18 protein-coding genes are annotated in these 15,773 nt (G+C 72.3%); 9 read left to right on the top strand and 9 right to left on the bottom strand.

Going from position 1 to position 15,773, the window contains the following annotated elements; translation table 11 throughout:
* Positions 1–34: 34 nt before the first annotated feature.
* The 4 genes from AC1DP1_RS08005 to AC1DP1_RS08020 all read left to right on the top strand — a co-directional run bounded on the left by AC1DP1_RS08005 (position 35) and on the right by AC1DP1_RS08020 (position 4,593).
* Entirely contained in the window at positions 35–469 is a 435-nt protein-coding gene (locus tag AC1DP1_RS08005) for a hypothetical protein (RefSeq protein ID WP_477506411.1), read from the top strand.
* 76 nt (positions 470–545) lie between these two features.
* Positions 546–3,140, top strand: a complete 2,595-nt coding sequence (gene nirB, locus AC1DP1_RS08010; RefSeq protein ID WP_477506412.1) for a nitrite reductase large subunit NirB — start codon at positions 546–548, stop codon at positions 3,138–3,140.
* Entirely contained in the window at positions 3,137–3,487 is a 351-nt protein-coding gene (nirD, locus tag AC1DP1_RS08015) for a nitrite reductase small subunit NirD (RefSeq protein ID WP_477506413.1), read from the top strand. The genes nirB and nirD overlap by 4 nt, the downstream gene beginning before the upstream one ends.
* Positions 3,484–4,593, top strand: a complete 1,110-nt coding sequence (locus tag AC1DP1_RS08020) for a uroporphyrinogen-III synthase (protein ID WP_457188903.1) — start codon at positions 3,484–3,486, stop codon at positions 4,591–4,593. Before nirD ends, AC1DP1_RS08020 begins: the two co-directional genes overlap by 4 nt.
* Before the next feature lie 55 nt (positions 4,594–4,648).
* Here the strand turns inward: AC1DP1_RS08020 and AC1DP1_RS08025 are convergent, their stop codons facing one another.
* Positions 4,649–5,089 carry an ester cyclase gene (locus AC1DP1_RS08025; protein ID WP_477506414.1) on the bottom strand — a complete coding sequence of 147 codons (441 nt, stop codon included), beginning with the start codon at positions 5,087–5,089 and terminating at the stop codon, positions 4,649–4,651.
* A 117-nt stretch (positions 5,090–5,206) separates the two neighbouring features.
* Between AC1DP1_RS08025 and AC1DP1_RS08030 the strand changes: the two genes are divergently transcribed.
* The 4 genes from AC1DP1_RS08030 to AC1DP1_RS08045 all read left to right on the top strand — a co-directional run bounded on the left by AC1DP1_RS08030 (position 5,207) and on the right by AC1DP1_RS08045 (position 7,112).
* Positions 5,207–5,431 carry a hypothetical protein gene (locus AC1DP1_RS08030; protein ID WP_477506415.1) on the top strand — a complete coding sequence of 75 codons (225 nt, stop codon included), beginning with the start codon at positions 5,207–5,209 and terminating at the stop codon, positions 5,429–5,431.
* A gap of 66 nt (positions 5,432–5,497) precedes the next feature.
* Complete coding sequence (locus tag AC1DP1_RS08035; protein ID WP_477506416.1) at positions 5,498–5,977, top strand: MaoC family dehydratase; 480 nt, start codon at positions 5,498–5,500, stop codon at positions 5,975–5,977.
* Positions 5,978–6,006: 29 nt separating this feature from the next.
* Positions 6,007–6,417, top strand: a complete 411-nt coding sequence (gene arr / locus AC1DP1_RS08040) for an NAD(+)--rifampin ADP-ribosyltransferase (protein ID WP_477506417.1) — start codon at positions 6,007–6,009, stop codon at positions 6,415–6,417.
* Positions 6,418–6,431: 14 nt separating this feature from the next.
* On the top strand, positions 6,432–7,112 hold the full coding sequence (locus AC1DP1_RS08045; RefSeq protein WP_477506418.1) for a VOC family protein: 681 nt from the start codon (positions 6,432–6,434) through the stop codon (positions 7,110–7,112).
* Between the two features lie 118 nt (positions 7,113–7,230).
* On the opposite strand, the gene AC1DP1_RS08050 is transcribed toward AC1DP1_RS08045, so the two are convergent.
* The 7 genes from AC1DP1_RS08050 to AC1DP1_RS08080 form a co-directional block, all read right to left on the bottom strand.
* Positions 7,231–8,745, bottom strand: a complete 1,515-nt coding sequence (locus AC1DP1_RS08050; protein ID WP_477506419.1) for a sodium/solute symporter — start codon at positions 8,743–8,745, stop codon at positions 7,231–7,233.
* Positions 8,746–8,806: 61 nt separating this feature from the next.
* Entirely contained in the window at positions 8,807–9,220 is a 414-nt protein-coding gene (locus AC1DP1_RS08055; RefSeq protein WP_477506420.1) for a hypothetical protein, read from the bottom strand.
* 10 nt (positions 9,221–9,230) lie between these two features.
* Complete coding sequence (locus tag AC1DP1_RS08060; RefSeq protein ID WP_457188891.1) at positions 9,231–9,944, bottom strand: LytR/AlgR family response regulator transcription factor; 714 nt, start codon at positions 9,942–9,944, stop codon at positions 9,231–9,233.
* The gene (locus AC1DP1_RS08065; RefSeq protein WP_477506421.1) at positions 9,941–11,071 is read right to left on the bottom strand and encodes a sensor histidine kinase; all 1,131 of its coding nucleotides are present in this window, start codon (positions 11,069–11,071) and stop codon (positions 9,941–9,943) included. Before AC1DP1_RS08065 ends, AC1DP1_RS08060 begins: the two co-directional genes overlap by 4 nt.
* A 35-nt stretch (positions 11,072–11,106) precedes the next feature.
* Positions 11,107–12,051, bottom strand: a complete 945-nt coding sequence (locus AC1DP1_RS08070) for a hypothetical protein (RefSeq protein ID WP_477506422.1) — start codon at positions 12,049–12,051, stop codon at positions 11,107–11,109.
* A gap of 37 nt (positions 12,052–12,088) precedes the next feature.
* Entirely contained in the window at positions 12,089–13,018 is a 930-nt protein-coding gene (locus tag AC1DP1_RS08075) for a calcium-binding protein (protein ID WP_477506423.1), read from the bottom strand.
* Between the two features lie 21 nt (positions 13,019–13,039).
* A complete protein-coding gene (locus tag AC1DP1_RS08080) occupies positions 13,040–13,891 on the bottom strand; it encodes a class I SAM-dependent methyltransferase (protein WP_477506424.1) in 852 nt (283 codons plus the stop codon).
* Positions 13,892–13,948: 57 nt separating this feature from the next.
* Here AC1DP1_RS08080 and AC1DP1_RS08085 point away from each other — a divergent pair, with 57 nt between their 5' ends.
* Complete coding sequence (locus tag AC1DP1_RS08085) at positions 13,949–14,665, top strand: Fic family protein (RefSeq protein ID WP_477506425.1); 717 nt, start codon at positions 13,949–13,951, stop codon at positions 14,663–14,665.
* A gap of 253 nt (positions 14,666–14,918) precedes the next feature.
* Here AC1DP1_RS08085 and AC1DP1_RS08090 read toward each other — a convergent pair whose 3' ends face one another.
* Positions 14,919–15,716, bottom strand: coding sequence for an HAD family hydrolase (locus AC1DP1_RS08090; protein WP_477506426.1), 798 nt, complete (start codon positions 15,714–15,716; stop codon positions 14,919–14,921).
* Between the last annotated feature and the right edge of the window lie 57 nt (positions 15,717–15,773).

Genomic DNA, 15,773 nt, shown 5'->3' on the forward strand with positions numbered 1-15,773 from the left:
CCGTCACGGTCGGTCTCCGTGCGACGCTCGGGGCGTGCCCGACCGCGCCCTCTCGACCGACACGCTCGGCGCCTGGTTGGTCAAGGCCACCGGCGCGACGCCCTCGACCCGGGAGCACGTGCGCGCCGGCTTCGCGGGCGTGGAGACCTGGTGCGTGCGGCCGACCTACCGCACCGACCTCGTCGCCCCTGGGCAGCCGGTGCTGCTCTGGGTGAGCGGCTCCGAGCCCGGCATCCCCGCCGGCATCCACGCCCACGGCCGGACCACCGGCCCGGCCCGCGACGGCGTGATGCCGGTCGTCCTGGTCCCGCTCGACCAGCCGCTCCTGCGCTCGGAGCTCGTCGGCCACCCGGACCTCGCCGCGCTGGAGGTGCTGCGGATGCCGGCCGGCAGCAATCCGTCGTACGTCACTCCCGGGCAGCTCGAGGTGCTCGTCGGCATGTGCGAGGAGCTCGCCCGGCCCGTGTGAGGTCGTGCCACCCAGTTTTCACAGCCGAAACATTCGCGGACGCCGCCCACAACATCGCCTTCCTACCGTCCTCGGCATGACCAAGCGCCAGCGGATCGTCGTCGTCGGGCACGGCATGGTGGGCCACCGGTTCGCCCAGGCCGCCGTCGAGCGCGGCCTCACCGAGACCCACGACGTCCTCGTCGTCGGCGAGGAGCCGCGCGCGGCCTACGACCGGGTCGCCCTCACGAGCTGGTTCGGCTCGGGCTCCGACGCCCTGTCGCTGCTGCCCGGCGGGGAGTACGACGACCCGCGCGTGCGGCTGGTGCTCGACAGCGTCGTGACCGAGATCGACCGCGTGGCGCGGACCGTGACCGTGGTGTCGCCACCGTCGGCCGCGGACGACCTCCTGGCGAACCCGGGCGCCGTGACCGTCCACGAGTACGACGTGCTGGTGCTCGCCACGGGTGCGGCGCCGTTCGTCCCGCCGGTCGAGGGCCGCGGCAAGGACGGCTGCTTCGTCTACCGCACCATCGAGGACCTCGAGGCGATCCGGGCGGCCAGTGCCGCGGCGACCAGCGGTGTCGTGATCGGCGGCGGGCTGCTCGGCCTGGAGGCGGCCAACGCGCTCGTCCAGCTCGGCCTCGACACCCACGTCGTCGAGATGGCACCGCGGCTGATGCCGGTGCAGCTCGACGGCGCCGCGGGCGCCACGCTCGTGCGGCACATCGAGCGCCTCGGCGTCTCCGTGCACACCGGGGTGGTGACCGAGGAGATTCTCGGACAGCGCAGCGAGGGCGGGTCGTCCGTCACCGGGCTCCGGCTGCGGCAGGCCGGCACGGACGAGGGCGCGCCGACCGAGGTCGTCGACGCGCAGGTCGTGGTCTTCTCCGCCGGCATCCGGCCGCGCGACGCCCTGGCCCGCGAGTGCGACCTCGAGGTGGCCCCGCGCGGCGGCGTGCTGGTCGACGAGCAGTGCCGCACCGCCGACCCGCACGTCTTCGCGATCGGCGAGTGCGCGGCGCCCGGCGGCACGATGTACGGCCTGGTCGCCCCGGGCTACGCGATGGCCGAGGTCGTGGTCGACGCGCTCCTGGACGGCCCCGGCGCCTTCGCCGGCGCCGACATGTCGACCAAGCTCAAGCTCCTCGGCATCGACGTGGCGAGCTTCGGTGACGCGTTCGCGACGACCGACGGCGCGCTCGAGCTGACGTACGCCGACGCGGTCGCCGGCGTCTACAAGAAGCTCGTCGTCAGTGACGACGGTCGGCGGCTGCTCGGCGGGATCCTCGTGGGCGACGCGTCGGCGTACGGCGTGCTGCGGCCGATGGTCAGCAGCGGGCTCGCGCTCCCCGACAACCCCGAGCAGCTGATCCTGCCCGCCAGCAGCGGCGTGCAGCTCGGCATGCCGGACGAGGCGCAGGTCTGCTCGTGCAACGACGTGACGAAGGCCGACATCCTCCACGCGGTCACCGACCAGGGTTGCGAGACGGCGGCGGACGTCAAGCAGTGCACGCGAGCGGGCTCGACGTGCGGCTCGTGCGTCGCGACGGTGAAGAACGTCATCGAGGACCACTTCGCGAGCGTCGGCAAGGTGGTCGACAAGGGGCTGTGCGAGCACTTCCGGCTCACCCGGCAGGAGCTCTTCGACGTCGTCGCGGTGCACGGCTACCGGCGTTTCGACGACATCGTCGCTGCCCACGGCACCGGCCGCGGCTGCGACGTCTGCAAGCCCGCGATCGCCAGCATCCTGGCCAGCCAGACCAGCACCCACATCCTCGAGCCGGCGACCGCCGAGCTGCAGGACACCAACGACGCCTACCTCGCGAACATCCAGCGCAACGGCACCTACTCCGTCGTCCCGCGGATCCCCGGCGGCGAGATCACGCCCGACAAGCTCATCGTGATCGGCGAGGTGGCCCGCGACTACGGGCTCTACACGAAGATCACCGGCGGGCAGCGGATCGACCTCTTCGGTGCCCGGATGGAGCAGCTGCCCGAGATCTGGCGGCGGCTGGTCGAGGCGGGCTTCGAGTCGGGGCACGCCTACGGCAAGTCGCTGCGCACGGTGAAGTCGTGCGTCGGGTCGACCTGGTGCCGCTTCGGCGTGCAGGACTCGGTGGGGCTGGCGATCGCGCTGGAGCTGCGCTACCGCGGCCTCCGCAGCCCCCACAAGCTCAAGGGCGGCGTCAGCGGCTGCGCCCGGGAGTGCGCCGAGGCGCGCGGCAAGGACTTCGGCGTGATCGCGACGGAGAAGGGGTGGAACCTCTACGTCGGCGGCAACGGCGGTGCGACGCCGGCCCACGCCAAGCTGCTCGCGGGCGACCTGTCGACCGAGACGCTGGTCTCCTACCTCGACCGCTTCCTCATGTACTACGTCCGCACCGCCGACCGGCTCCAGCGCACCTCGACCTGGATCGACCAGCTCGACGGCGGCCTCGACCGGGTGCGGTCCGTCGTCGTCGAGGACTCGCTCGGCCTCGGCGCGGAGCTCGAGGCGGAGATGGCGCGCCACGTCGGCGGCTACGAGGACGAGTGGCGCGCGACGCTCGAGGACCCGAGCAAGCTCGCCCGGTTCGTGACGTTCGTCAACGCGCCGGACACCCCCGACCCCTCCATCGCCTTCACGACCGAGCGCGACCAGATCCAACCGATCGCCCCGGCCCGCATCCCGGTCGGAGCACCCGCATGAGCGCCGTCGCCGTCTCCCTGACCCCGGTGTGCGCGATCGACGCGATCCCGCTCGAGGGCGGTGTCGCCGCCCTGGTCGACGGCTCGGCCGTGGCGGTCTTCCGCTCCTTCGACGGGGAGGTGTTCGCGCTCTCCAACGTCGACCCCTTCAGCGGGGCGTCGGTGCTCTCCCGCGGCATCGTCGGCACCCGCGGCGAGGCACCGGTGGTGAGCTCGCCGATGTACAAGCAGGCCTTCGACCTTCGCACCGGCGCCTGCCTCGACGACGCGACGGTGCGGGTGGCGTCGTACGACATCGCGGTGGTCGACGGCGTCGTGCACGTCGGGCCGGCCCGGGAGGTCGTGTGAGCCTTCCTCTCTCGGGGTTCCGGATCGGGGTCACGGCTGCCCGCAAGGCCGAGGAGCAGGTGACCCTGCTGCAGCGCCGCGGCGCCACGGTCGAGTGGGCGGCGGCGCTGTCGCTCGAGCCCAACCACGTCGACCTCGGCGAGCTGCTGGCCGCGACCAAGGAGGTCATCCTCGGTCCGGTCGACCTGTTCCTCGCGACCACCGGCATCGGCATGAAGACCTGGCTCTCGGCGGCCACCGACGCCGGGTTGTACGACGACCTGGTCGCTGCGCTCGGCTCCGCGGAGATCCTGGCCCGCGGCCCGAAGAGCGTTGGCGTGCTGCGGGCCAACGGCCTGCGCGAGCTGTGGGCGCCGGAGTCGGAGTGCTTCGAGGACGTGCTCGCCCACCTCCGCGGCCGCGACCTGACCGGCAAGCGGATCGTCGTGCAGGAGCACGGCCAGTCGCTGTCGATGGCGGCCCACGCTCTCCGTCGGCAGGGGGCGTCGGTGGTGACGGTGCCGATCTACCGGGTGGCGTCGGCGGACGACCCGTCGCCGATGTTCCACCTGATCGACCTGATCGCCGACCGCGAGCTCGACGCGGTCACGTTCACCTCGGCGCCCGCGGTCGCCGCGCTGATGGAGGCCGCCTTCTCCGTCGGCCGCCGCGACGACGTGATCAGCGCCTTCCAGTCCGACGTCGTCGCGTCCTGCGTCGGCCCGGTCACCGCGGCCGCCTTCGAGATGTGGGGCGTCCCGACGATCGTCCCCGACCGCTCGCGCCTGGCCGGGATGGTCAAGCAGCTGGAGACCGAGCTCCCGACGCGGCGGGACGGTATCGACGTACGTCTCGCGGACGGGCGGACCCTCATCGTCCACACCGACTCGCTGCTGCTGGACGGGGTGCCGGTCGAGCTGTCACCCGCGCCGCTGTCGGTGCTCCTGTCGCTCCTCGTGAACCCCGGCCACGTGGTGTCCCGCCGGGCCCTGCTGGCCGCGCTGCCGTCCGGCCAGGCCGGGTCCGAGCATGCCGTCGAGATGGCGGTCGCCCGACTGCGCGCGGCGATCGGGACGAAGGCCGTGCTCACGGTGGTCAAGCGGGGCTACCGGCTCGCGGTGGGGTGACCGTGCGGGTGGTCCCCCCGGGTAGTGAGCCGACGCCGATCGTGCGTGTTCCGTCCTACTGCTGGGATGCCATCTGGTCGGCCGTGAGGCCGAGCTGAGCCATCATGGATCCGGTGTCGAAGTACGTCTTCTGACTCTGGACCTTGCCGTTCTTGAACTCCATGACGTCACAGAGCTGCAGGGTCATCGACCGCCCGGTGGCGGGGATGTCGCCCATGCTCGTCGCCAGGGTCCCCGTGTGGGTGCCCCGTCCGGTGAACTCGACGACCACGTAGTCGCCGGACGCGATCACCCGGTCCACCGTCACCTTGCCGTCCGGGAAGCCGTCGGCCCACATCGTGTTGTACGCGTGTGAACCCTCGATGCCCTCGAACGTGTCTCCCGAGCCGACGATGGTGATCGTCGCGTCCGAGGCCGTCGCCTCGGCCATCTCGTCGAAGTTCCGCTCGTTCCATGCTTCGTGCAACCTGCGTGCGAGGTCTGCGTTGTCTGCCATCTGAGCCTCCGCTCCGGCGCCAGCTCACTCGACCTCACGCTAGACCCGACACCACGCGATTCTCCCGGTGTCTAGACCGATCCGTGGTTACTGTCGATGGGAATGAGGTGAGCGTTGATGTTCAGGTCCCGATACATGCCGTGCGACGAGTGCGGCGCGTCGGTCGACCGGACGGTGCTGCGGGAGCACGAGTGTTCGTCCGAGCGCCGGACCGACTTCGAGATGTTCGGGTTGCGGGGCGAGGTCGCGCAGCTGGAGTCGGGCGTACGCCACTACCTCGCCACGGCTGCCGGGCGGTTCGAGACCTGGCTCGCCGCACGGCACGTGCGCGGGTGGTCCTGACCGGGGCTTGCGGCGCCCTCGCGCGCGGCTGACGATGGTCGGGAGTCCGCACACGGGAGGTACGTGGTGGCCGGTGACCGGGTCGTGGCACCCAGCGCGGAGGACGTGCTCGCCCTGAAGGGCAGATCGGTTGGCCCCTCCGACTGGCTGGTCGTCGAGCAGGACCGCGTGGACGCGTTCGCCCGCTCGGTCGACGACTGGCACTGGGCGCACAACGACGTCGAGGTCGCGTCGCGCGGACCGTTCGGCGGCCCCATCGGGCACGCACACATGACGTTGGGCCTGGTCCCGCACCTCTTTGCGTCCCTCGTCGTCTTCGCCGAGGGCGAGGACGCGATGTTCTACGGCTACAACCGGGTGCGGTTCCCCACCGCCCTGCCCGTCGGCTCCGCCATCCGGATGCACGCCGACCTCGTCGACGTGGTCGACATCGGCGGTGGTGAGCAGCTGACCGCGGACCTCACCGTCGAGATCCACGGCGTCGAGCGTCCGGCGTGCGTGGCCCAGGCGCTCTTCCGGCACTACCCGGTGCGGGCTCCGGACTGAGGACACCCGCCGCGGCCTAGGCTGGGACCGTGAGCGACGTGCTGGACGACGGGCCGTTCTTCCACGGCACCAAGGCCGACCTGCAGCCGGGGGACCTGCTGACCGCGGGCTTCCGGTCGAACTACCGGCCCGAGGTGGTGATGAACCACATCTACTTCACCGCCCTGCACGACGGCGCGGGCCTCGCCGCCGAGCTCGCGGCAGGCCACGGCGAACCGCGCGTGTACGAGGTCGAGCCGACCGGCGCCTTCGAGGACGACCCCAACGTCACCGACAAGAAGTTCCCCGGCAACCCGACGCGGTCCTACCGCAGCACCGAGCCGGTCCGCGTCGTCGGCGAGGTGGAGGACTGGCCGCGGCTGGCGCCGGAGGCCCTGCAGGCATGGCGCGACCGGCTGCAGGTGATCCTCGAGGAGGAGCGCGGCGAGATCATCAACTGACCTAGGGTGCCGGGATGGTCGTACGACTCCACGCGCTGACCGTCCTCGCCTCGGATCCCGAGGCCCTCGCCTCGTTCTGGGGCGACCTCCTCGGCTGGGAACGCGCGGGGCTCGACCTGCTGCCGGACGCCGATGCACCGATGCGGCTGTCGTTCGAGGCTGCGGACCTGCCGCGGGCCCGGCTGAACCAGGTCCACGTCCACCTGACCAGCTACACCGCGTCGCAGGAGGCGAACGTCGCTCGCGTGCTCGAGCTGGGCGGGGCGCACCTCGACGTCGGGCAGCTGCCCGAGGAGGACCACGTCGTGCTCGCCGACCCGGAGGGCAACGAGTTCTGTGTCATCGAGGAGACCAACAACTGGCTCGCCGGCATGGGGTTCCTCGGCGAGCTGGCGGCGGACGGCACGCGGGAGGTCGGCGTCTTCTGGGCCGCGGCGCTCGACTGGCCGCTGGTCCACGACGAGGGCGGCGAGACAGCGATCCAGCCGCCGGAGGGCGGGATGAAGATCGCCTGGGGTGGCCCGCCGCTCAACGAACGCGCCGACCGGAACCGGATGCACCTCGTCCTGGTCGCCGACGACCTCGACGCCGAGGTCGAACGGCTGGTGTCCCTCGGTGCCTCAGTCGTGGCGAAGGGCGATGACGTCGAGATGGCCGACCCGGACGGGAACGAGTTCCGCCTCCGCCAGGGCTGAGCACCATGCAGGCAGTTCGCACTGCGCGCCGGTCGGCTGAGCGTGAGGTGGGAGACCTGACGCCTGAACTGCCTTCATGGTGCTTGTGTGGCGCCCTCCTCGACCGGCGGAGGAGAGCTCAGCGCTGGAGCTCGACGGCCTCGGGGGTGTGGAGGCGGACCATGAAGCGCCCGGCGTGGGCGGGCACGGAGTCCCGGGTGATCCGGGAGACGACGACCATCGTGAGGAAGGACGCCGGAACCGACCAGGCAGCAGGTTGACCCAGAAGCGCGGACGTCCAGCCGGAGGACGGCGACGTCGCCAGGGTCCAGGCCACGGCGAAGCCCGACCCCAGCCCGCCGACCAGCAACCCGGCGACCGCGCCGACGGGCGTCAGCCCACGCCACCAGATCCCGAGCATCAGCAGCGGCGCGAAGGTCGAGGCGGTCACCGCGAACGCCAGGCCGACGGTCCGCGCGACCGCGACGTCCTGGGCCGGCAGCGACAGCAGGAGGGGTACGACGACCGCGATCGCGGCCGCGACCCGGAAGGCCGCCACCCCGCCGAGCCGGTGCGACCCCCATCGTCTTCCGGTCACGTCCTGCGACAGCACTCCGGCCACCGCGATCGTGAGGCCCGAGCTGGTGGAGAGGAAGGCAGCGAAGGCCCCGGCGGTGACGAGGCCGGTCAGCACCGCGCCCACCGCGCCGCCCACCATCAGCGACGGCAGCTCGAGGACGAGCACGTCCGACCTGCCGTCGATGAGCGACGGGGCGTAGATGCGGCCGAGGGCGGCGTACACCGGCGGCAGGACGTAGAAGATGCCCAGCAGCCCGAGCACCGCGAGCGTCGTACGACGAGCCGCGCGGCCGTCGGGGTTGGTGTAGAACCGCACGACCACGTGCGGGAGGCCCATCGTGCCGAGGAACGTCGCGACGATGAGGGAGTACGTCGTGTAGAGCCCGATGCCACCGCCGGGCGAGGCCAGCGGGATCGACCACGAGCGCGGGGCGGCTGCGGCGGGGTCGGCCGCGCCGTCGGCCATCCACACCGCCAGGAGGACGAAGGCGGGCACCAGCAGGGCGGTCAGCTTGAGCCAGTACTGGAAGGCCTGGACAAAGGTGATCGACCGCATCCCGCCCGGGCTCACCGACGCGAGCACCACGATCGCGACGACCAGCGAGCCCGCCCACGGCGGCGCGCCGATGGTGGAGCGCAGCGTCACGCCCGCGCCCTGGAACTGCGGCAGCAGGTAGAGCCAGCCGATCGCGACGACCAGGACCGAGCACAGCTTTCGCACGCCCCGCGACCCCAGCCGCGCCTCGGCGAAGTCGGGGAGCGTGTAGGCGCCCGAGCGACGCAGGGGAGCGGCGACGAGCACCAGCAGGACGAGGTAGCCCGCGGTCCAGCCGATCGGGTACCAGAGCATCTCGGCGCCGAAGGTCAGCAGCAGCCCGGCGACGCCGAGGAACGAAGCGGCGGAGAGGTACTCCCCGCCGATCGCGCTCGCGTTGAGCCGCGGCCGCACGGTGCGTGAGGCGACGAAGAAGTCGCTCGTCGTGCGCGAGATCCGCAGCCCCCACGTGCCGATCACCAAGGTCGCGATCGAGACGAGCACGACGGCGACGACGCCCGGCACGACGTCGGTGCTCACGCGGGGTCCCCGCGGCGTTGGTCGGAGGAGCGAAGCGGGGGAGAGGAACGTCGTGGGGTGTTCATGACGGCTCCCCGTCAGGGCCGTCGGGGGCGTCGGACCCCACCGACCCGACCAGGTCGGCGAAGTCGCGCTCGTGGTCCTCGGCGCGCCGGATGTAGAACCAGCCGAGCACCACCAGCCACGGGTAGGCGAGCACTCCGAGCAGCAGCCAGGCCAGCGGCATCTGCCCCACTCGCTCGTCGCCGAGCGACGGGAAGAGGTGGAAGAGCAGCGGCAGCATCCCGATCGTGAGCGCCAGCGCGGCCAGCACCCGCAGCGCGAGGAAGAGCTGCTCGCGAAGCAGCGAGCGCATGAAGACCTCGCCCAGCGCCGTCTCCGCGTCGATCTCCCTCGTGCCCACCGGGCGTACGACATCCGCGCGACGCCGCGGCGGTCCGGTCACCCGGACCCGCGGAGGCGGCTGGTCGCTCACGGCGCGTGGCTCACGTCTCGCGGCGGGTGAGCACCGAGCGCAGCTCGCGCGTGTGGCGGCGGCTCACCGGCAGCTCGGTGCCGGCGATGACGACGCTGACCCGGCCGCCCTCGCTGCGCACCTCCTCGACGTGGGGGAGCGCGACGAGCACCGAGCGGTGGATCCGGACGAAGCCGGCCGACGCCCACTGCTCGGCGAGCGACGACAGCGGGGTGCGCACGAGGTGGGAGCCGTCGGCGGTGTGCAGGCGCGCGTAGTCGCCCTGCGCCTCGACGTGGGTGATCTCGGAGCGGCTGATGAAGCGAGTGACCCCACCGCGTTCGACGGGGATCTGCACGTCACCCGACGGCGCGGGGCCGCCGGCCTCCACCACGCGGCGTACGGCCTCGGCGAGGCGCTCCTCGCGTACCGGCTTGAGGACGTAGTCGACGGCGCGCAGCTCGAAGGCCGCGACCGCGTGCTCCTCGTGGGCGGTCACGAAGACGACCGGCGGCGGCGACTTGAAGCGCGAGAGCACCTGCGCGAGGTCGAGCCCGGTGAGGCCAGGCATCTGGATGTCGAGGAAGACCGCGTCGACCTCCTCGGCCTGCAGCACCCGCAAGGCCTCGGTCGCTGAGTCGCTGCCGCGCACCTCGCCGATGCGCGGGTCGCGGCCGAGCAGGAAGGTGAGCTCGTCCAGCGCGGGACGCTCGTCGTCGATCACGAGGACCTTCAATCCAGTCATACCTGCACTCCGGGGGCGAACTTCGGCACCCGGACGATCACCTTGGTGCCCGCGCCGGGTGCGGTCTCGACGACCAGACCGTAGTCGTCGCCGTAGGCGTTGCGCAGCCGCGCGTCCACGTTGCCCAGGCCGACGGAGTCCATCGACACGTCGCCGGCCAGCGCCTGTCGTACGCGCTCCGGGTCCTCGCCGGTGCCGTCGTCCTCGACCTCGAGGACGCACTCCTGGTCGTGGTCGCGCGCGACGATCGAGAGCCGGCCGACGCCGTCGACCTTGTCGGCGCTGGCCTCGAGGCCGTGGCGTACGGCGTTCTCCACGAGCGGCTGGATGCACAGGAACGGCACCGCGACGGGCAGCACCTCCGGCGCCACCTGCAGCGTGACCTGCAGCCGGTCGCCGAAGCGCGCCTGCTCGAGCAGGAGGTAGCGCTCGACCGAGCGGAGCTCCTCGGCGAGAGTCGTGTACTCGCCGTGGCGGCGGAAGGAGTAGCGGGTGAAGTCGGCGAACTCGAGCAGCAGCTCGCGCGCCCGGTCGGGGTCGGTGCGCACGAAGCTGGCGATGGCGCCGAGCGAGTTGTAGATGAAGTGCGGGCTGATCTGCGCCCGCAGCGCCCGCACCTCGGCCTCCATCAGCCTGGTGCGCGACAGGTCGAGCTCGGCGAGCTCGAGCTGGCCGCTGACCCACGACGCCACCTCGTCGGCCGCACGGACCAGGCCGCCGGTGGTGTGCGGGGCGCCCACCACGAGCGCTCCCACGAGGGTGTCCTCCACGACGAGCGGGCTGACGATGGCCTGCCGGACCTGGCAGCCGCCGTCGTCGCAGACCAGGGTGCGCTGGTCCACGATCATCGTGCGGCCGGTCTCCGCGACCTGGCCGATCGTGCCGGCGAGCTGCGAGCGGTGGTGGCTGCCGAGGCCGTCCCAGGCCAGCAGCCCGCTGGTGTCACCCAGTCCGGCGGCAGGCGTGCCGAGCAGTGCGCGCAGGTGGCGTACGGACCGCTCCGAGCTCGCCGTGGTCAGGCCCTCGCGCAGGGCCGGGCTGGCGAGGGAGGCGTTGTGCAGCGCGCGGAAGGCGGCGCGGTCGGACTCCCCGCCCAGCGACGTACGCCGCCACCGCCATCTCGCCACGCCGTGACACTAACCGGCGCGCTCGCGGGGGAGGGTCAGCGCTCGCAGGAGCGGGTGCGCTCGGCGAAGCAGGTGTCGTGGCCCGGCCCGCCGACGGCGACGTCCTTGCCCTTGCGTCCCTTGATCCAGTCGTTGCCGCCTCCGCCGCGCAGGACGTCGGCGTTGACCGTCCCGCGGATGGTGTCCTTGCCGGCGCCGCCGGCGACGCGCATCCGCGGGGTGCACGACTTCCTCGGCAGGGCGTCGTCGCGGATGTAGAGGATGTCGTCGTCGCCGCCGCGGCCCTTGACGACGCCGAGGCCGCAGGCGCCCGTGGCGAGGCGGTCCACCCCCGAGGAGCCGACCAGCTCGACCCGTTGGGCGACGCCGAAGAGCATCCGCGGGGAGATGCCGAACGTGGAGACGACCCGGTCGTCCACCCGGACCTCACCGGCCTTGCCGTCGATCGCGATGCTGCGGCCGGGTGCGGTCACCTTGATCCAGCCCGAGGACCGGTTGGCCACCGTCGAGCCGACCGTCGCGGGCAGGTCCTCGCCGGGCTTGATGCTGTAGTCGACGAAGTCGTCGCCCCGGTCGGCCACCACGGTGTCCTCGAAGCCTGCCTCGACGCGGTCCTCCCAGCCACCGCCGCGGAAGGTGTCGACGCCCGGGCCGAGGGTCACGTCGGAGTTGTTGTGCTCGCCCTCGGAGACGACGGTGTCGTCGCCCGCGCCGGCGTCGACCTCGACGACGTTGCCGAGCAGGTCGCCCTCCATCGGCGGGATGCAGACGAGGTCGTCGCCGTCGCCGGCCTTCACCGACCACGCGCCGCCGGACACGATGACGTCGTCGCCCGCCGTGCCGACCACGCGGCCCTCGGGGGTGCCGACGATGGTGGCGGGCACGCCCTGACAGGTCTCGGCGGCCGCAGTGGCGGCCTGCGTCGGGGCGAGCAGGGTGAGGCCGAGCAGGGCTGCGGCGGTCAGGGTCGTCGTACGCACGGGGTGCTCCTCGAGATGTCGGGTCGGTGGTGGCGGGTCAGCGCTCGCAGCGCTGCTCACGCTCGGCGACGCATCGGTCGCGGCCACGCGACCCGTCGGCCTGGTCGAAGCCGGCGCCGCCGATGAGGGTGTCGTGGCCGGCGTTGCCGTGCAGCCGGTCGTGACCGCGGCCGCCCTTGGCCCGGTCGCTGCCCTTGCCGCCGAGGACGACGTCCGTGCCCTGACCACCGCGCAGGACGTCGTCGCCGCCGCGACCTTCCACGCGGTCGCGGTGGCCCTCCCCGTCGAGGAGGTCGGGCCCGTGCCCACCGCGGAGGCGGTCGACGCCCGGCCCGGCAAAGATGGTGGCCGACGCGTCACAGCCGAAGGAGTAGTCGTCGAAGTAGGGGTCGCCTGCCACGGCGACCAGGTCGTCGGCACCGTTGCCGCCACGGAGCACCGCCCGGCAGCCGTGGAAGCGCAGGTCGTTGTCCCTCATGTCGCCGACGATCACCACCTCCGGCGCCATCAGGAACGCGTCCTCGAACGAGGTCGCGGTCGCGACGTCCTGTCCGGCCCGGAAGCGGGAGAGCTTCATGTCCAGCGTCAGCAGGTCGTCGGTGTGGCCTGCGACGAACCGGTCGCGACCGTCGCCGGCGGCGATGGTGCTTCCCGGAGCCAGGTCGGCGACCGGCAGCAGCACCTCGTCGTCACCGGTGCCGGCGTCGACGTCCATCGGTCCGGCGCCGCGTGGCGTGGTCACGCAGATCGAGTCATCGCCACCGAGCGCGCGGACGGATGTCGCCGGTCCCGTCACGATCACGTCCCGTCCCTCGGTGCCGGTCACGGTCGGGGCGCTGCCCACGATGGTGGCCGGCTCGCCCGCACAGATCGCACCCGAGGCGGTCTCGGCGCTCGAGGCGGACGTCGGCATCAGTAGGGCGAGGCCGATGAGGCCAGCAGCTGCGAGTGTCGTCGTGCGACGCATGGTGGTTCCCCAAGGAGTCGTTCAGCGGAAGTCGATGAGCAACATGTCGGTGTCGGTGCCGTCGCTCACGACCGGTCCCTCCTGTGACGGACCATCGTCGTCAGAAGTTGTCTGCTCGTCGCGGTCGACCACGACGGCGCGGTAGCAGCGCGTCACGTAGGGGATCTGCATCCCGTCCATGCCACGGCCGTAGTCGTCGTAGAAGGCGAGCACGGCGGCCAGGTGGCGCTCCCGCTGGGCCTCGTCCATCATCGCGAAGCTCGACCGCGAGCGCGCCATGTCGAGGATGGTCTCGCGGTTGACCTCCTGCCAGTGCTTGAAGCTCGCCTCCTCCATGAAGCCGAAGAGGTCGCTGTGCACGAGCTGCTCGGCCGAGCTGGTGTCGAGGTCCTGGCGGCCGAGGAGGTCACCCATGCGGCGCACCCACGGGATGCGCTCGTCGCGGCTGTTCCACACGAGAGCGACGTGGCCGCCGGGCTTGAGCACGCGCGCGATCTCGGGCAGCGCCGCCTCGTGGTCGAACCAGTGGAAGGCCTGCGCCACGACCACCACGTCGACCGAGCGGTCGTTGGCCGGGATCTCCTCCGCCGTCGCGACCTTCGCGCTCACCTCGGGCACCCGCTGGCGCAGGACCTCGAGCATCGCCTCGTCGGGCTCGGTCGCGAAGACCGCGTGGCCCTGGTCGACCAGCTCGCGGGTCAGCTTGCCGGTGCCGGCGGCCAGCTCGAGGACGACCTTCGCCTCGCCGCCGGCCAGCCAGGCGACCGCCTCGGCGGGGTAGGTGGGCCGACCCCGGTCGTACGCCTCCGCGACGGACCCGAAGGACCGCGCGCGGTCGGTGGTGGCTGGGGTGGTCGAGGGTTCGTCGCTCATCGCGCTCACCGTATCCCGCGATCGGGCGCGACCGCCGCCGCGACTACCGTCCTCCCCATGACCGACCCGCTCGCCTGGCTCACTGACCTCGAGGGGGTCCGCTCGGCCTATGCCGGCACCCGCGACGGGATCGACGTGATGCTGCGCGACCGCGGCCTGAGGCGTACGTCGCCGGAGATGACCGCGGAGTCCCTGCTGCGCGGCGCCCACGCGAGCGCCGTCCTCGAGGGGTCGGCGTCCTCGCTGGAGCAGGTGCGGGCGGGCGAGGGCGACGAGATCGCGAGCGACGCCGTCCGGCTGTCCGCCTCGATGTTGGCGCTCGCGCCGCTGCTGAAGACCGCGCCGCTGCAGGCCATCGCGCGCCTGCACGCCGTCGTCGGGGCCGCGGCGCTCGCGCCCGACGAGCTCGGGCGTCCGCGGGACGCGGCGTCCGCCGACCGGCTGCGCGGCGTCGCGGAGCTCCTGCTGTCCGGCAGCGAGGCGCCCGCCCTGCTGATGGCCGCCGTGGCGCATGCCGACGTCGCGACCGCTGCGCCCTTCGCGTCGCACAACGGCATCGTGGCCCGGGCGCTCGAGCGGCTCGTGCTGGTCTCGCGCGGCGTGGACACCAAGTCGCTCGTCGTGCCGGAGGCCGGGCACCTGGCCCACAGGGCGGCGTACGAGTCGAACCTGCGCGCCTACGCCAGCGGTGCGCCGAGCGGGGTCCAGGCGTGGGCGCTCTACGGGGCCGAGGCCTTCAGCGCGGGGGCCGAGGCCTCGCCGCTGCGGGGATAGCCGCCACCAGCACGTGCGAGCGGCACCCGCTCACGTGGATCGGGTGCCGCCGCTGACACGTGATGCCTGGCTACCAAGCGTGCATTGTCTAATTGCTGCCTCGGGCAGATCCCGATCGGCCAGCACCCCATCGGATGGGTGGATCGCCGCGTGGGTACCTGGTTCACGTGCTGCTGTGTAGTTCTGCCTCAGTTCTATCCCGGTCCACAGCCACCTTCAAGGGTTGACTTTGGCGGCGGCGGGTGGGTCCCGCTCAGGTGCCGGTGGTCCGCTTGCGGCGGCTCGACCAGATGAATCCACCCGCCGCGACGGCGCCCCCGACCGCCAGGGCGGCGAGGGTCGGCCGGGCCGGCGGCACGGGCAGCCGCCGGCGGAGGGCGACCGGACGGACGAACAGCAGGACCGGCCACTCCCGGGCGGTCGCGATGCGACGCAGCTCGCGGTCGGGGTTCACCGCGGAGGGGTGGCCGACGACCTCGAGCATGTGCACGTCGGTGACCGAGTCGCTGTAGGCGTAGCACTCGTCGAGGTCGTAGCCGAGGGTCGCGGCGAGGTGCTCGATCGCGCGCGCCTTCTCCTCGGCGTAGGCGTAGTAGTCGATGTTGCCGGTGTAGCGGCCGTCGGCGATCTCCATCCGCGTGGCGATGACCCGGTCGGCGCCGAGCATCTCGCCGATCGGCTCGACCACCTCGGCGCCCGACGCCGAGACGATGACGATGTCGCGACCGGCCGCGCGGTGCTCCTCGATCAGGGTCACGGCTTCGTCGTAGACGAGCGGCTCGACGATCGTGGTCAGGGTCTCGTGGACGATGTCGCGCACCGTGGCGACGTCCCAGCCGGCGCAGAGCTGCGACATGAACTCGCGCATCTTGTCCATCTGGTCGTGGTCGGCGCCGCCGGTGAAGAAGACGAACTGGGCGTACGCCGAGCGCAGCATCGCGCGTCGTGAGATGAGCCCACCCGCCTGGAACTCGCGGCTGAACGCCAAGGTGCTCGACTTGGCGATGATCGTCTTGTCGAGGTCGAAGAAGGCCGCTTGGGGGCGGGGCATGCGGCCATCGTAGGGGCCTCGACCGACGGAGCCCGGTGCGCTGGCGCGCTGCTTCGG

It is taken from the genome of Nocardioides sp. P4_G10, from assembly GCF_056401175.1.

Excerpts from the sequence above, each read along its gene's own strand:
- AC1DP1_RS08075 (WP_477506423.1), bottom strand. The coding sequence starts at position 13,018 with ATGCGTCGCACGACGACACTCGCAGCTGCTGGCCTCATCGGCCTCGCC.
- AC1DP1_RS08045 (WP_477506418.1), top strand. The coding sequence starts at position 6,432 with ATGGTCGTACGACTCCACGCGCTGACCGTCCTCGCCTCGGATCCCGAG.
- nirB (WP_477506412.1), top strand. The coding sequence starts at position 546 with ATGACCAAGCGCCAGCGGATCGTCGTCGTCGGGCACGGCATGGTGGGC.
- AC1DP1_RS08060 (WP_457188891.1), bottom strand. The coding sequence starts at position 9,944 with ATGACTGGATTGAAGGTCCTCGTGATCGACGACGAGCGTCCCGCGCTG.
- nirD (WP_477506413.1), top strand. The coding sequence starts at position 3,137 with ATGAGCGCCGTCGCCGTCTCCCTGACCCCGGTGTGCGCGATCGACGCG.
- AC1DP1_RS08030 (WP_477506415.1), top strand. The coding sequence starts at position 5,207 with ATGTTCAGGTCCCGATACATGCCGTGCGACGAGTGCGGCGCGTCGGTC.
- AC1DP1_RS08090 (WP_477506426.1), bottom strand. The coding sequence starts at position 15,716 with ATGCCCCGCCCCCAAGCGGCCTTCTTCGACCTCGACAAGACGATCATC.
- AC1DP1_RS08085 (WP_477506425.1), top strand. The coding sequence starts at position 13,949 with ATGACCGACCCGCTCGCCTGGCTCACTGACCTCGAGGGGGTCCGCTCG.
- AC1DP1_RS08080 (WP_477506424.1), bottom strand. The coding sequence starts at position 13,891 with ATGAGCGACGAACCCTCGACCACCCCAGCCACCACCGACCGCGCGCGG.
- AC1DP1_RS08025 (WP_477506414.1), bottom strand. The coding sequence starts at position 5,089 with ATGGCAGACAACGCAGACCTCGCACGCAGGTTGCACGAAGCATGGAAC.